A 15539-nucleotide genomic window follows, 5' to 3' on the forward strand; every position below is an offset into this window, starting at 1 on the left:
AGCCTTAACCATCCGCCGCGCCCGCTTTGTCGCGCCAGGCCCAGTTCCGGATCTCGGGCATGTCCTCGCCATGTTCGCGAACATAGCGCGTGTGCTCGTTCAGGCCGTCGGCAAATCGGGCCCTCGCATCGGCTGCCCTGGCGCTCAGCCCCGGCACCCGGTCGATCGCCTCGATGGCTAGGTGAAAACGGTCCAGTTCGTTGAGCACCGCCATGTCGAAGGGCGTGGTCGTCGTGCCCTCTTCTTTGTAGCCGCGAACGTGGAAGTTGTCGTGATTGGCCCGTTTGTGGGTCAGCCGGTGAATGAGATAGGGATAGCCGTGGTAGGCGAAGACCACCGGTCTGCCGGTCGTGAACAGCCTGTCGAATTCCGCGTCCGCCAGGCCGTGGGGGTGCTGCTCCTTGGGTTGCAGCGCCATCAGGTCCATTACGTTGACGACGCGTATGGCGAGATCCGGTATCGCCTGGCGAAGAAGGTCGACAGCCGCGAGCGTCTCCAGCGTCGGCACGTCTCCCGCGCAGGCCATCACCACGTCGGGATCCTCTTCTCCACGCTCGGTTCCCGCCCAATCCCAGATCCCGATGCCGGCCTCGCAATGACGTATGGCGTCGTCCATCGGCAGCCACTGGGAAGCCGGCTGCTTGCCGGCAACGATCACGTTGACCCGATTGTAGGTTCGCAGGCAGTGATCCGTGACCCAGAGCAGCGTATTGGCATCCGGCGGGAAGTAGATGCGCACGATGTCCGCCTTCTTGTTGGCGACGAGATCGACGAAGCCGGGATCCTGATGGCTGAAGCCATTGTGGTCCTGCCTCCACACATGGGAGGTCAACAGATAGTTGAGCGACGCGATTGGCCGCCGCCAGGCAAGTTCGCGCGAGACCTTCAGCCATTTGGCGTGCTGGTTGAACATGGAATCGACTATGTGGATGAACGCCTCGTAGCATGAGAAGAGGCCGTGCCGGCCGGTCAGCAGGTATCCTTCCAGCCAGCCTTGGCAAAGATGTTCGCTCAGCACCTCCATGACGCGGCCGTCGCGCCCCAGATGCTCGTCATAAGGCTCGATCTTTTCCATCCAGACGCGCTCGGTCGCGTCGAACACGGCGTCCAGCCTGTTTGACGATGTCTCGTCCGGTCCCATGAGCCTGAAATTGCGGGCATCGGCATTCAGCCGTATGACCTCCTCGATGAACGCTCCCATGAGCTTCGTCGCCTCGGCCCTTGCGCCGCCGGGTTTCGGGACCGCGACCCGGAAGTGGCGGAAATCCGGCAATCGCAACTCCTGCTTGAGCATCCCTCCATTGGCATGTGGATTGCTGCCCATGCGCCGCTCGCCGTCCGGCGCCAGGGCCTGTAGCTCGTTTCGAAACCTGCCCGCTTCATCGAAAAGCGTCTCGGGCCGATAGCCGCGCATCCAATTTTCCAGAGCTGCGAGATGGCCTGCATCGTTTCGCGGGTCGGTGATCGGCACCTGGTGCGCGCGCCAGAAACCCTCGACCTTCTTGCCATCCAGCTCCTTCGGGCCGGTCCAGCCCTTCGGGCTTCTCAGCACGATCATCGGCCAGCGGGGCCGATGATCCACTCTGCCGGTCTCGCGCGCTTCCTTCTGGATTTCATCGATCCGATCGAAGACAGTATCGAGCGTTTCGGCCATCAGCCGGTGCATCGCCCGCGGTTCGTCGCCTTCGACGAAAAAAGGTTCATAGCCATATCCAGCCAGCAAGCTTCGCAACTCCTGCGCGTCGATCCGGGCGAGCACCGTCGGATTCGCGATCTTGTAGCCGTTGAGATGAAGGATCGGCAGGACAGCGCCGTCATGGACCGGATTGAGGAATTTGTTCGAATGCCAGGAGGCTGCCAGCGCCCCCGTTTCCGCCTCGCCGTCGCCGATCACGCAGGCCACGACGAGGTCCGGGTTGTCAAACGCGGCGCCATAGGCGTGAGCCAGCGCATAGCCGAGTTCGCCGCCCTCATGGATCGACCCCGGCGTTTCCGCTGCGGCATGGCTCGGGATGCCGCCCGGAAAGGAGAATTGGCGAAAGAGCTTGCGCAGCCCATCCTCGTCGCGACTGACCTCGGGATAGATTTCGCTGTAGGTCCCTTCGAGATAGGTATTGGCGACCATCCCCGGTCCACCATGGCCTGGGCCGCAAATGTAGATCACGTCGGCATCACGCTGCCTGATGATGCGATTGAGATGGACGTAGATGAAATTCAGCCCGGGCGTGGTCCCCCAGTGGCCAAGCAGGCGAGGTTTGATGTGCTCCGGCCGCAACGGCTCCTTCAGCAGCGGATTGTCGATCAGATAGATCTGTCCGACCGACAGAAAATTCGCCGCCCGCCAATAACGGTCGATGAGATCGAGCTCTCCTTGTTTAGGCCGGCTACGCATTGCCCGCACGAGTTTCTCCTTGGCAAAGCTGGTTGAAATACGATGCGTGCCGCCCGCATTGAATAATCCGACAGCGAAGTCGAGGTTCCCATCAAATGCGAGCCGCCCCACGCAGCCGGCCGGGGAAATCTTGCCTCAGCCGCGGATTTCACCATCTAAAGGCGATGCCATCGCCCCGATCCAGCAATCCCACGGACCCTCGCCAGGACGACCTCTTTGGTGCGCCCGACAGCTTACCGGAAGGATTTCGTTACCGGCCCGAACTGATCACGCCGGCGCAGGAAGCTGAACTGGTGCGGGAGCTCGAGAGCCTGTCCTTCCAGCCATTCGATTTCCACGGCTATCTCGCCAATAGGCGCGTGGCAGGCTTCGGCCTGCGCTACGACTATGAGCGGCGCCAGGTGATGGAGGCGCCGCCCATACCAGGTTTCTTGCTGCCCTTGAGGGACAAGGTAGCCGGCTTTGCCGGCCTGCCTGCCGCCGATTTCGTGCAGGTCCTGATCAACGAATATCGGCCGGGCGCCGGCATCGGATGGCATCGCGACAAGCCGCACTTCGGCATTGTCGCCGGAGTGTCGCTGTTGGCTGCTTGCAGTTTCCGCCTGCGCCGCAGGAACGGTGCGAAATGGGACCGCGAAACCGTCACGGTCGAGCCGAGATCCGCATATCTGATGGCGGGCGCCTCCCGGACCGAGTGGGAGCACAGCATACCGCCGATGAAAGAGCATCGCTATTCGATCACGTTGCGGACGCTCCGGCCGTTGTGATCGTCGGACAGCGACTGCGACAGCCGGTGCAGCATCTCGCGTGAACTGCCGAAGCGAAGAAATTTCGGCCCGGCATGAAACTTTCCCTGCCACCGATGGTTTTGCCGACGGGTTTTGCGGGTGAGCGATTCGATTGAGGAGGCGGCGATGAGCGCTACCGGACTCGAGATTTTCGACAAGACCACCCAAACCACCAATGTCTGGCTGGACGAGATCATGGCCGACCACGGACAGGATCGCCAGTTCGCTTGGCACCTGCTCGGCGTCGTCTTGCGCACCGTCAGGGACCGGCTTCCGGTCGACATGGCTTCGCATCTTGGAGCGCAGTTGCCGCTGCTCGTGCGCGGCACCTACTATGAGCAGTTCGAGCCGTCACGCATGCCGCAAAAGAGCCGTTCCCTGGAAGAGTTTCTCGGCCCCGTTGAGCAGGGCATGGACGATACGCGTCCCGTCGACCCGAAAGCTGCGGTTCAATCGGTCTTCAAAGTCCTCTTTCATCATATCGACCCCGGCCAGATCAGAAAGATCCGCGCCTCGCTGCCTGCGGACGTACGGCAGCTCTGTCCCGATCCCGATACGAAACACTGAACCTCCTCTCGGTTCGAGAGGCCGGCGTGCTCAATAAAGGAAATCCGCCATGCCCAATGCCGCCGAAATCCTCGTCGACACGCTGATCAACTGGAAAGTGGAGGTCGTCTTCGGCCTGCCGGGCGACGGCATAAACGGCATCATGGAGGCGTTGCGCACCCGTCAGGACCGCATCCGGTTCGTCCAGGTCAGGCACGAGGAATCTGCCGCCTTCATGGCGTGCGCCTATGCCAAATGGACCGGCAGGTTGGGCGTCTGCCTGGCCACCTCGGGACCGGGGGGCACACACCTCCTTACCGGCCTCTATGACGCCAAGCTCGACCAGGCTCCCGTGCTTGCCATCACCGGCATGCAGTTCCACGACCTTATCGAGACTTTTACGCAGCAGGACGTCGACCTGACCCGCGCCTTCAACGACGTCGCGATCTTCAACGCGCAGGTCTCCGATGCCGCCCACATGGAAAACCTGGCGGGTCTCGCCTGCCGCTCGGCTCTTGCCCGGCGCGGGGTCGCCCATCTGTCGATTGCCAGCGATGTACAGGAAAACGAGTTGCCCGAGGCGGACCGCTCGAAGCGAAACCGGCCCTCCCACACCCCCGATCGATGGTTCGAAGGCAGCCGGCTTCCGGCTGCCGACCAGCTCGACCAGGCGGTTGAGATTCTCAATGCGGCGAAAAAAGTCGCTATCCTGGCCGGGCGCGGCGCACTCGGCGCACGCGAAGAACTCGAACGCGCGTCGGACCTGCTGGCGGCGCCCGTCGCCAAGGCGCTGCTCGGCAAAGCCGTGCTCCCTGATGACCATCCGAATACGACTGGCGGCATCGGCATTCTCGGCACCCGCGCCTCGCAGGATGCGCTGAGCGAATGCGACGCCCTGCTGATTGTCGGATCGACGTTCCCCTACATCGAATACTATCCCGAACCCGGCAAGGCGCGCGGCGTCCAGATCGACCGTGACGCGCAGAGGATCGGCCTGCGCTATCCCGTCGAGGCAGGGCTCGTAGGCGATGCCGCCGACACCTTGCGTCTTCTCAACGAACGCCTCGAGCGCAAGAGCGACCGCTCCTTCCTGGAAAAGGCGCGGCAGGAAATGACCCGCTGGCGCGATGCAATGGCATTATCCGAAGCCAAGCCGGATGTGCCGCTGAAGCCGCAACTCGTGGTCAAGGCATTCGGCAGGCGTATGCCTGAGAACGCGATCCTGGCAGCCGATTCAGGACAGAATACCGAGATGGCTGCCAGGCACATCGACATGAAGGCCGGACAGGCATTCGGGGTTTCTGGAGCGCTCGCCTCTATGGCCTGCGGCCTTCCCTATGCGATTGCCGCCGGCATTGCCTTTCCGGGGCGGCCTATCTTCGCAGTGGTTGGCGATGGTGGGCTTGCCATGCAACTCGGCGAATTCTCGACCGCGGTCCGGCACGGCATTCCGCTCAAGGTCCTCGTGCTCAAGAACGGCATGCTGAACCAGATCGCCTGGGAGCAGATGATGTTCCTTGGCAATCCGCAATTCGGCTGCGAGCTGCAGCCCATCGATTTCGCCATGGCAGCCGAGGCCATGGGCGGCATCGGCTACAGCGTCTCGCGGCCGGAAGAGGTCGAGGGCGTGCTTGAGGCGGCCTTCGCCACGCAGGGACCGGTGATCATCGAGGCCGTCGTGGACGCCTATGAGCCAATGATGCCGCCCAGGATGCCACCGGATTATGCGAGGAATTTCCGCAAGGCGCTGCCGGACACGCCTGGACACGACCAGATCGAGGACAATGTCGGCGAGGAGCCGCTGAAGTCCATGATGAACGAAGTTTCCGAGGAAGCGTAGGCACAGCCGATCTCGCCCCACGTCCGCGACGGATGGCGACGTGCGCGGCGACACTGCATAGGGATACTTCTACCGAGTCCGTGGGATCGGTATCGGCGCCCCGACCATCGCGGAAGTCTCGGGCCATGTACCGCTTCGGGGCAGATCCTGCTGTTGCAAGAGTGAAAGGGTCGTGCGGCAGAACTACCGCAAGCCACTGTTCTTGCATGGCAACTTAGCATCAAAAAATTTTTGGGACCCCTCTTGAAGAGATTTCTGGCCGTTCCCAGATCGTTTCGCGTCGAGGCTTCGGCTCGATGAAAAAGGCGTCGCGACACCTGCGGCGTCCCATGTTGCTTTTCGGAGGATATGGATATGAGAAGCGTGGATTTTGCACCCCTTTACCGCACGACGGTCGGCTTCGAGCGTCTTTTCGACATGCTCGACAGCAGCATTCGCTCGGACTGGCCTCCCTACAACATTGAAAAGAAGAATGAGAACAATTACCGCATCACCATGGCGGCAGCAGGCTACGACCTGGACGAGCTCGAACTCGTGCAGAACGGCGCCGAACTGTGCGTTACCGGACGCAAGAAGCCCGATCCAGAGCAGCGGCAAGTTCTCCACCAAGGCCTTGCGATAGGTAATTTCAGACAGGCCTTCAGGCTGGCCGACCACGTAAGGGTGAAGGCTGCGACGCTGAACTGCGGTTTGCTCGCCATCGAGCTCGTGCGTGAGGTGCCCGAGGAACTCAAGCCGCGTCGCATCGAGATTGGCGTCCGCGACCCTGAAAATACAACGAAGTCGATAAGCCAGGATGTGTCGCGCAAGGCGGCCTAGAATGTCGCAACAACCTGCGGTCCGCCTCCCGGCAACGCCGGGAAGCCAAGATTGCGGAGAACGGAGATGACAAGCGAAGCTGATATCTTTCTTCAAGCCGGCACAAGAAAACCGACCCGCATCGACGTCTCGCCGGTGCCGAAAAACCCCGGCGACGTTCTCAACTGCTCAACCATGAGCCTTGAGGCGAAGCGTGCCTTGCTTGCCTCATGGGCCTCGGACGCGCATGCGGTTGACGACGCTCCGTCGCTGCGCAGGCTGGATGACGGCTCGGTCATGAATGTGGATGAGATCCTTCGCGCGCTGAAGGCACTGGATGAGCGCGAGCAAGGGCATCCGCCGCACAGGGCGGCGTCTCGGTCCCAGCGGCGTTCTTTCGGCCGCTTCCGTCGAGGGAGTTGGTCCCGCTGGATCGCGGGCATCCGAGGTGAAGACGATGATGACGATCCACCTCCGAGCCCGGTCTGCGCGGCGATCCCGCCGAGGGCAGGCGGTGGCGGGGCATTTTCCCTGCCGGAACCTGAAGCAGCCTAGAGCAATCCCGAGAAAAGCGCATACCGCTTTTTCCCTGGAAATTACGTGGAAACAGACGGTTAGAGCAGTTCGGCGTCTCGTGAAACGATGAACTGCCCCAATGAAGGGGTTGGGTCCAACCCCTCAAAAGCATCCAGCCAATGGAGGAAATTCATGAATGACAAAATGTTCGAGCAGCCTGTTCTGGTGAAGAACGGGGATTTCATGATCGAGGAAGTAGCGTGCCTCGAAGATGCATTCGAGTTTCTGCAGAATTGGCCCCGGAACCGCAGAGGCCCGATTTTCGAAACCGCCCTGCGCGCGTGTCAACGCGCCTATGACGGCCATGTCCCAGCCTCGCTGGCACGCGATGCTTTTGCCGGCTTTGCGCGCTCGGCCAGGATCCTTGAAGACGTCTCGACCTCCATACCCTGGATGGCGGGGATCAAGACGGGCAGAGGCGGCATTTCCGCCTGAGGAGAACGTTCGCCGAACCTTCGGTTTCAAGTATGTCAGGTTCCGAGCAAAGTCATGGAGAGCGCCTAATTCCGTAGGTCGTGCCGCCGGCAGGGCGCGGTGACCGGTGCTAACGCCGGTCACCATGCTTGGCGGTGCCGGTCAGCGGAACATCGAGCCGCCATCAACGTCGAGCGCCGCGCCATAGACGAAGCTCGCGGCGTCCGAGCAAAGGAATAGGATCGCGGCGGCCATGTCGTCGGGCCGGCCCATGCGGCGCATCGGCAAATTGGCCGCGATGCGGTCCTTGAGAGCCTGGTCGATATGGGAATGCATCGGCGAATCGGTCGGCCCCGGATTGAGGGCGTTGATGCGCACCTTCTTTCCCGCCAATTCGCGCGCAACCGACTTCACCAGCGACAGCGTGCCGGCCTTGGACGCCGCATAGGCGGTGTCGGCGATGAGCCCGCCGCCGCCATGCACACCGGCGTCGGAGGCCACGCACACGATATTCCCCCCGCCGGCATTGCCTTGCATGCGCTGCACCGCCCCCTGGACGGTGAAGAAGGTGCCCAGCAGATTGACGCCGAGGACGCGCCGCCAGTGCGCCCAATCCTGCTCCGCGATTCTCTTGGCAGTGATGATCGCCGCGCAGGTCACGACGTTGTCGAGCCGCGCCAGCTTGGCGTCGCAATAGTCGAACATGCGCGCGATGCTGTCGGGGTCGCCCATGTCGGCCACCACCTTGTGCGGTGGTGTCCCGGCCGTTCCGCTCAATTCGTCATGGCGCTTCGCCAACCCCTCGGTATCGCGGTCGCACATCACGACCTCGGCGCCCTTGGAGAGAAAGGCACGGGCGGTCTCGAAACCCATGCCGCTCGCGGCACCGGTCACCAGCACGGTCTTGCCGGCAAAACTGTCCTGGGCAAACGTCGGATAGGGATCGATCATGATGTCTCCGTGAACAGTAAGGGTTGGCCGGCGGCAAGGTTTGGCACGGCGTGTTCAGGCCTTCAGGTGCAGCGTCACGAGCACGCTGCACTCCGCGCCGCTGTCGAAACGCGCCGCGACGCGCAGCCAGTTGCCAAAATGGCTAAGCCGCGCCATTGCCATGCCGTCGCGCTCGGCCGGCATGACAAACTCGGTGCCTTCGCGCAGCCAGTGCATTCCATCCGGCGAGATCTCGATCCACGCCGTTGCCGCAGGGCCGACAGGTTGCTTCAACGCGCGCACGAAGAAGATCGCCTCGCGCGCCCATCCTGCCTCGTAAGGCTCGCTGGCGGCCTCGCCGCGCCAGCGCTCGTTGCGCGAGACGACCGCGGTGATGTTCTCGGGCAGCATCAGAAGTCTCCGGAAATGCAGATGGAATCGACATAGAGGAAGGCCCGTTTGGCAACGTCGGTTTCAGCGAAGAGGCCGAAATTGAGCATGCACCACAGGTTCTTCATCGCCGGAATGCGGATCGAATCGAATCCCGAGAGATCGAAGCTGCGATCGTTGCAGCGCAGCCCGAGCGCCGTCATCGATTCCAGATCGAAATCGAAGCACAGATAAGTCCAGTTCACCTTGGTGGGGATCTCGTTGTAGCACAGGCGCTGCGATCCGCCGGGAAGGTCGAGCCATCCCTCCGGCGACAGGTGATAGTGGCTGATCGTCTTGTCGTCGCTGCCGATCGGGATGATCTTCTCGGTCTCGCGCTTGTATTGCCATTTTTGCAAGTGCTGGCCGTCGAGCGCGTTCAAAAAGCGCAGATGCGGCATGACCCGATCGCTGTTGCCATCCTGATCTCCGCCCTGCAGGTCGAACAGGAAGCCGACGGAGCGCACATCGGTTTCGGAAAGCTTCAGCGCATTGGCTTCGGGCTTGAAGGTGAAATACATTTCGAAGCGGATCGGTCCGCGCTTCCTGAATGTGTGGCGTTTGATGGCGACGTTGCGGGCTCCCGGCAGGGGACGTGTCGCAACCTTCAACGCATAGGATGAATCCATCCCCCCGTGTGAGCCGGCGTCCCAGTGCGCGAGCGTCGACAGCATGGCGCTGGTATGCTGCGCGTAGCCCGGCAGCATGGTGTCCAGATCGTCCTCATAGTTGCCGACAAGCTGCGACCAGCCGCAATGGCCGCGCGCGAAATCGTCGAACGACAATATCCGCGGCAGCGGGTCGAAGCGGCTGAGCGCGGGGTCCGCGCGCAACAACGCCAGCCGCATCGCCTCGGCGAGGTCAGCGCCCTGGTTTGGAACCTGGTTCTTCATCTCGGCCTCATCCGGCTTTCAGTTTCTTGACGGCGTCCCAGTCGATCTCGATGCCGAGCCCGGGTTTCTGCGGGACGTCGAGCGTGCCGTTCTTCTGCCTGACGCAACCGGGCGCGAGATCGGCCAGGCTGGCCTTGAACGGGCTGGCGTCGCACTCGCACTCCATGACGCCAAAGTTCGGCATCGCGGCTGACAGATGGACGCTTGCGGTCTCGCAGACGATGCCCGACATGCCGATATGCGGCGCGTAGCGGACATCATGCGCCGCGGCGTAGTCGGCCATGCGACGCGTCTCGGAGATGCCGCCCGCGCGCGCCACGTCGGGCTGCAGCACGGACAGCGTCCGGTTGGCGATCAGGCGCTGCGCCTGGTCCAACGTGAAATTGCTCTCGCCCGCGGCCAGCGGCACGTCGCAGCGCCGGCGCAGTTCCTCGTAGCCCTGCTCGTTTTCCGGTTGCAGCGGCTCCTCGAACCAGAAATAGCCGTTTGCCGAAAGCGCACGACCTACCTCGACCGCCTCGTCCAGATTGTAGGCCCAGTTCGCATCGACGCAGAGCCCGATCGCATCGCCGGCGCGCTTGCGGATGCGCTCGATCCGTTTGCAGGCTTCGCGCACGGGCCGCGCCATCTTAACCTTGATGCGCGTAAAGCCCTCGCCGAGATAACGATCGAGTTCAGCGTCGGCGGCATCGTCGTCGACCCAGTTGACCGCGGCGGCATAGACGTCGATGCGGTCGCGTCCGACACCGCCGAGAAGCTTCGCGATCGGCTGTCCGGTCGCCTTGCCCAATATATCCCATAGCGCGATGTCCACGCCGGCGATGGCCTCAATCAGCACGCCGCCCGCCCTGCCCGAAAGCGCGCGGCGCATGGACTGCCATAGGGCGCCGATGTTGCGCGCGTCCTGGCCGAGCAGGCGCGGCTTGAGCGAGCTTTCGATCAGCTCGACATAAGCCTTGGGCGAGAACCGCGCCAGGGTTTCGCCTACGCCGACAATGCCCTCGCTCGTGCGCACTTCGACCAGGACCAGCGAGACCTTTTCATAGACGCCCCAGGACGTGACCGTGGGCCGGGGCAATGTCTGGCTGAGGGGATGGGCAATCACCTCGGCAATCTTCAGCGGCCCCGCCGCGATTGGATCGCTCACGTGCATCGGCTCCAGATTTCTCCCTTGGTCCTCTCGCACCGCCTTCATAGCTTTCACTTGTAAACTTAGCAACCAAAAAACTTAGTTGCTATGTTTGGGAAAACCGTGCTAGTGAGCTCGGAAAGGATTCCGAATGCCCCTGGACGAAGCACGCAAGCCGATTTTCTCCGCGAAACTCGCGAGCCCTTCCCGCCTCGCGGACGGCGTCTCGGATGCGATCGCCGCGGCGTTGTTCGACGGACGCATCGCGCCTGGCGAAGCGCTGCCGCCGGAAGGCGAGATCGCCCGGGAATTCGGCGTCTCCAAGCCCATCGCACGCGAGGCGCTGCGCCAGTTGACCAGCGCCGGCCTCGTTTCGACCCAGCAAGGAAAAGTTGCCCGCGCCAAGGCACTTAGCGGCGAGCCGATGGAGCGCATCTACGCCTATGCGGTCCGTTCGAGCCTGACGCGGCTTCAGGAAGCCAACGAGATGCGCCGCGTCATCGAGGTTGGCATAGCCAGGCTGGCCGCCGAGCGCCGCGATCCGCGCGGCCTGGAAATGATGCGCCAGGCCGTGCTCGACATGCACGCCGGCATCGGGAGGCCTGGCGATTTCACGCAAGCCGACATTCTGTTCCACCTCGGCCTCGCGACGGCCACGGGCAACTCCATGATCCGTATTCAGATGGAAGGGATGCGGTCTGTCCAACGCGAGGTTTCGGAACTGTTCTCCCAGCGCTCCAACCGCACGGAAACGGATTGGCGGGCCACCGTCGAACGGCACCAGGCGATCTACGACGCGATCATGGCGGGCGACACCGATCTCGCGGACCGGCGCATTCACGAGCATTTCGACGCGGCCGACATCGCCTCGTTCGAGGTGGCCGGCAAGCTCGGGGAGCCGTCGCCGTGAGCAAGGACCGTTTTTCCCTTGCCGGACGGCGGGCGCTGGTGACCGGCGCCAGCTCCGGCATCGGGCGCGCGGTTGCGATCGCCCTGGCGCAGCATGGCGCCAGCGTCGCGCTGCATCACTTCGGTGACGCCGCCGGCGCGCGCGAAACGGCTGCCGCTATCGGCCCGGGCACCGCGGTTCTCGAGGCCGATTTCACCGATAGCAAGTCAATGTCGGCCTTTACCGATGAAGCCGCCGGCGCCGGGCCCATCGACATCCTCGTCTCGAACGGCGCGATCGAGCGGCGCCGTGCATGGAGCGAGATCGACGAAGCGCATATCCAGGCCCATGTGGCGGCAAACTTCACGGCCCTGCTTACCCTGGCCACGCGGCTCGTTCCCGCCATGGCCAAGCGCGGGTGGGGACGCGTGGTCGCGACCGGCAGCGTGATGGCGAGGCGTCCGCGCGCGGAAACAATCGTCTATGCTTCGCTGAAGGCGGCGCAACTTACGGCGGTGCGCGCCATGGCACGCGAGGTTGCGCCGCATGGCGTCACCATGAATGTGGTATCGCCCGGCGCGATCGAGACGGAGGCAACCGCCGAGCGCTACCGGGACGCAGCCTTCCGCCAAGCGGTCGCGGCGAAGATTCCCGCCGGCCGCCACGGCCAGGCCGACGACCTCGTCGGCGCCTTCGTTTTTCTGTGCAGCGACGCCGCCCGCTACGTCACCGGGGCTGACCTGCCCGTCGACGGCGGCTGGACGATCGGCGACGCGCCCAGCGCGCTGCCGGGGACAACAGCATGACAAGTCGCCGCCGCCTGCCGGCCCGTTCGTTGCGCGCCCGCAGTTGTTGATTGGACCATCGGCGTTTCGGGAGGAAACCATGAAGACCGCAATCAAACTTGCACTATCGACCTTGGCGCTGTGCGCCCTGTCGGCGCACTCGCTGGCCCAGGAACTCCGAGTGACCGTGTGGACGGGCAGCGAGGCCCACCTCAAGATGCTGAACGGCATCGCCCAGGGCTTCATCGCCAAGCATCCGGGCGTCACGGTGAAATTCGAGACCGTTCCGGTCGCCGACTACACGCAGAAGCTCACTTTCCAGGTCGCCGGGGGCAACGCCCCCGACATCGCCTGGATGATGGAGGATGCCGCACCCGCCTTCGAGAACGCCGGGCTGCTGATGGACATCGGCCCGACGCTCAAGGCGACCGAGGGATACAATTTCGACGATTTCTCCCAGCCCGCCATGGCGCTCTGGCAGAAGGACGGCAAGGTCTACGGCGTGCCCTTCTCCACCTCGCCTTTCCTGATCTACTACAACAAGGACATGTTCGACAAAGCAGGTGTCGAAGATCCCAACCAGCTCGCCGCGAAGGGCGAGTGGAACATGCAGAAATTCCAGGAGGTCGCCAAGAAGATCACCGAGGCCAATCCCGGCAAATGGGGCTTCGAATTCAAGGATGGCGAAGGTTACGCATCGCGTATGACGCACGCCTTGCTGCCGCCCGTGCGCGCTTACGGCGGTGATCTGTGGGCCGACGGCCAGTGCGGCCTCGACAAGCCTGAAGCGGTGGCTGCCATCAAGCAGCTCCATGATATGGTGTTCAAGGACAGGTCGATCGTGCCGCCGGGAGAGCAGGGCGACTACTTCTCCGGCAATTCGGCGATGACCGTGAACCAGATCTCGCGAGCCTCGAAGATGCCCGAGGCAGGCTTCAAATGGGGCATCGCCCCCTTGCCTTCGGGACCCGCCGGCGAAGCTCCGGTCATCGGCCAGGCCGCGCTGACAGTCTTTGCGTCCGGCAAGAACAAGGAGCTTGCCGCGCAACTGGTGGCCGACATGACCAGCAAGGACAATGTGGCTGTCATGGCCCAGTTCTTTCCGCCGGCCCGCAAGAGCGTCCTGGAGAGCGACGCCTTCGTCAACTCCAACAAGCTGATCCCGCCCGAGCAGATGAAAAGCGTCGCCGCAGCGATCGTCAACGGCCGCGTTCACCCTTCGCATGAGCATGTGCCGCAGATATTCGCCGCGATGGCGCCGCGCGTCGACGCGCTGTGGCGGGCCGACGCCAATGTCGAAGAGGCGCTGAAGGGCGTCTGCGCCGCCATTCAGCCATTGCTCTGACAGGATTTCGGTTCATGGCCGGCATGGCATCCCGGGACAATGCGGCGCGCCCTGCCAGCGCGCCGTGGCTGAGCTTGAAGGCCAGGGAGATGCTGGAGGCATGGCTGTTCGTCAGCCCGACCTTGATCGGCTTCCTGGTCTTCTTCCTTGGGCCGCTGGTCGCCATCTTCTATTATTCGACGACCGAGTGGAACCTGCTCAGCCAGCAGGCGACCTTCGTCGGGCTTCGCAATTTCCAGAATGCGCTGCTGGAGAACCCCGACTTCTGGCATGTCGTGCGCAATTCCGTGATCTTCGCGCTGGGGCTCGTTCCCCTGAACATGGCGCTGGCGCTCTCCCTCGCGCTGGCGCTTTCGCGGCCGTTCTTCGGTGTCGTCTTCTTTCGCACGGTCTTCTTCGCGCCGGTGGTCACATCGGCAATCGCCTGGGCCATCGTCTGGAAATTCATGCTGCAGGGCGAAGGCGGCGCCGTGAACCAGATGCTCGCCTGGATCGGCATCGATGGCCCGAATTGGTTGCGCGAGCCCAACTGGGCGATGGCGGCCGTCATCGTCACCCGAGTCATCAAGATGGTCGGCCTCAACATGATCCTCTACATCGCCGCGCTCCAATCGATACCGCGCGACTACGAGGAGGCAGCGGCGCTGGAAGGCGCCTCGCGCTGGCAGGTCTTTCGCATGATCACCTGGCCGCTGCTCGCGCCGACGACGCTGGTCATCATGGTTCTGACGACGATCGGCTCGTTCAAGGTGTTCGACCACATCTACCAGATGACCGGCGGCGGCCCGGAAAACGGCACCCTGGTGCTGGCCTTCTACATCTATCAGCAAGGCTTCAAATTCTTCAACGTCGGCTACGCGGCCGCGCTGGCCCTGATCATGTTCGTCATCGTGATGGCGCTCACCCTCGTGCAGGTGATGTTGCGGCGGAAGGAGATGGAGTGACCCAGCGCCGGACCGAGATTCTCTATCGCATCTGCTGGACCATGGCGCTGCTGCTTTTGGCCGTGCCCTTCGTGTTCCCGTTCCTGTGGATGATTTCCGGCGGCTTCAAGAGCACCACCGAAATCTTCGGCGCGCCGACCTTGATTCCCCGCGTCTGGCGCTTCGAGAACTTCGCGGAAGTGTTCACCTATCAGCCCTTCGCGCGGCAGTATTTCAACTCGCTCTACATCGCCGCGACGGTGACGGTGCTGACCTTGTTCATCGCCTCGCTCGCGGGCTACGCGCTGGCGCGCATCCGCTTTGCCGGCGCCGGGCTGTTGATGCTGTTCCTGATGATGGCACTGATGGTGCCGGAAGAGGTCACCATCATCCCTAATTTCTTCCTGATCCGCGCCATGGGCCTGATCGACACGCACTGGCCGCTCATCCTTCTGCCGGTCTTCGGCCCGCAGGGCGTGGTGGCGACCTTCCTGATGCGTCAGTTCTTCCTGGCGCTGCCCAGGGAACTCGAAGAGGCCGGCAAGATGGACGGCCTCTCGCGCTTCGGCGTCTGGTTGAAGATCGCCCTGCCCATGGCGCGGCCGGCGCTTGCGGCGGTTGCGATCATCACCTTCCTGCATTCGTGGAACCTGTTCCTCGAACCGCTGATCTTCCTCAGTTCGCTTGAAAAATTCACGCTGCCGCTGGCGCTGTCCAACTTCAACGACAGTTACGGCCTGCCCTTGTGGAACCTGCAATTGGCGGCGACGAGCCTGGCCGTGGTTCCCATCCTCATCATCTATCTGATCGCCCAGCGCCAGATCATCGAGAGCTTCGCCCTCTCCGGCGTCAAGGGATAAGG

16 protein-coding genes are annotated in these 15539 nt (G+C 63.0%); 11 read left to right on the forward strand and 5 right to left on the reverse strand.

The features are described from left to right. Positions 1-4: 4 nt before the first annotated feature. Entirely contained in the window at positions 5-2392 is a 2388-nt protein-coding gene (locus tag FJ867_RS04705; RefSeq protein WP_140816951.1) for a phosphoketolase family protein, read from the reverse strand. A gap of 164 nt (positions 2393-2556) precedes the next feature. Here FJ867_RS04705 and FJ867_RS04710 point away from each other — a divergent pair, with 164 nt between their 5' ends. The 6 genes from FJ867_RS04710 (at position 2557) to FJ867_RS04735 (ending at position 7375) form a co-directional block, all read left to right on the forward strand. Then, positions 2557-3159 (forward strand): alpha-ketoglutarate-dependent dioxygenase AlkB, encoded by a 603-nt coding sequence (locus FJ867_RS04710; RefSeq protein WP_140566325.1) that lies wholly within the window; start codon positions 2557-2559, stop codon positions 3157-3159. Between the two features lie 147 nt (positions 3160-3306). Next, positions 3307-3747, forward strand: coding sequence for a DUF2267 domain-containing protein (locus tag FJ867_RS04715; protein ID WP_140566322.1), 441 nt, complete (start codon positions 3307-3309; stop codon positions 3745-3747). Positions 3748-3796: 49 nt separating this feature from the next. Next, positions 3797-5566, forward strand: coding sequence for a thiamine pyrophosphate-dependent enzyme (locus FJ867_RS04720; RefSeq protein WP_140496160.1), 1770 nt, complete (start codon positions 3797-3799; stop codon positions 5564-5566). A gap of 354 nt (positions 5567-5920) precedes the next feature. Then, positions 5921-6385 (forward strand): Hsp20 family protein, encoded by a 465-nt coding sequence (locus tag FJ867_RS04725; protein ID WP_140665771.1) that lies wholly within the window; start codon positions 5921-5923, stop codon positions 6383-6385. A gap of 66 nt (positions 6386-6451) precedes the next feature. Further along, on the forward strand, positions 6452-6919 hold the full coding sequence (locus tag FJ867_RS04730) for a hypothetical protein (protein ID WP_140665774.1): 468 nt from the start codon (positions 6452-6454) through the stop codon (positions 6917-6919). A gap of 153 nt (positions 6920-7072) precedes the next feature. Next, complete coding sequence (locus FJ867_RS04735; RefSeq protein ID WP_140496450.1) at positions 7073-7375, forward strand: DUF982 domain-containing protein; 303 nt, start codon at positions 7073-7075, stop codon at positions 7373-7375. Between the two features lie 141 nt (positions 7376-7516). Here the strand turns inward: FJ867_RS04735 and FJ867_RS04740 are convergent, their stop codons facing one another. Genes FJ867_RS04740 through FJ867_RS04755 form a run of 4 tightly spaced genes read right to left on the reverse strand, consistent with a single transcriptional unit; the run spans position 7517 to position 10753 of the window. Beyond that, complete coding sequence (locus FJ867_RS04740) at positions 7517-8305, reverse strand: SDR family oxidoreductase (protein ID WP_140658511.1); 789 nt, start codon at positions 8303-8305, stop codon at positions 7517-7519. Positions 8306-8359: 54 nt separating this feature from the next. Continuing rightward, positions 8360-8695: a hypothetical protein gene (locus FJ867_RS04745; protein WP_140496164.1), complete on the reverse strand. Its 336-nt coding sequence runs from the start codon at positions 8693-8695 to the stop codon at positions 8360-8362. After that, positions 8695-9561, reverse strand: coding sequence for a DUF6772 family protein (locus FJ867_RS04750; protein ID WP_140632677.1), 867 nt, complete (start codon positions 9559-9561; stop codon positions 8695-8697). The genes FJ867_RS04745 and FJ867_RS04750 overlap by 1 nt, the downstream gene beginning before the upstream one ends. A 52-nt stretch (positions 9562-9613) precedes the next feature. After that, positions 9614-10753, reverse strand: coding sequence for a mandelate racemase/muconate lactonizing enzyme family protein (locus tag FJ867_RS04755; RefSeq protein WP_224518899.1), 1140 nt, complete (start codon positions 10751-10753; stop codon positions 9614-9616). A 133-nt stretch (positions 10754-10886) separates the two neighbouring features. Here FJ867_RS04755 and FJ867_RS04760 point away from each other — a divergent pair, with 133 nt between their 5' ends. The 5 genes from FJ867_RS04760 (at position 10887) to FJ867_RS04780 (ending at position 15537) form a co-directional block, all read left to right on the forward strand. Further along, positions 10887-11645, forward strand: a complete 759-nt coding sequence (locus FJ867_RS04760; RefSeq protein WP_140496166.1) for a FadR/GntR family transcriptional regulator — start codon at positions 10887-10889, stop codon at positions 11643-11645. After that, positions 11642-12430, forward strand: a complete 789-nt coding sequence (locus FJ867_RS04765) for an SDR family oxidoreductase (protein WP_140496167.1) — start codon at positions 11642-11644, stop codon at positions 12428-12430. Before FJ867_RS04760 ends, FJ867_RS04765 begins: the two co-directional genes overlap by 4 nt. 79 nt (positions 12431-12509) lie before the next feature. Continuing rightward, entirely contained in the window at positions 12510-13754 is a 1245-nt protein-coding gene (locus tag FJ867_RS04770; RefSeq protein WP_140496168.1) for a sugar ABC transporter substrate-binding protein, read from the forward strand. Between the two features lie 23 nt (positions 13755-13777). Beyond that, entirely contained in the window at positions 13778-14698 is a 921-nt protein-coding gene (locus tag FJ867_RS04775) for a sugar ABC transporter permease (RefSeq protein ID WP_140496454.1), read from the forward strand. Next, positions 14695-15537 (forward strand): carbohydrate ABC transporter permease, encoded by an 843-nt coding sequence (locus FJ867_RS04780; RefSeq protein ID WP_140496169.1) that lies wholly within the window; start codon positions 14695-14697, stop codon positions 15535-15537. Before FJ867_RS04775 ends, FJ867_RS04780 begins: the two co-directional genes overlap by 4 nt. The last annotated feature ends 2 nt before the right edge of the window (positions 15538-15539 follow it).

The organism is Mesorhizobium sp. B2-5-3 (assembly GCF_006441005.1).
Taxonomy (GTDB): domain Bacteria; phylum Pseudomonadota; class Alphaproteobacteria; order Rhizobiales; family Rhizobiaceae; genus Mesorhizobium.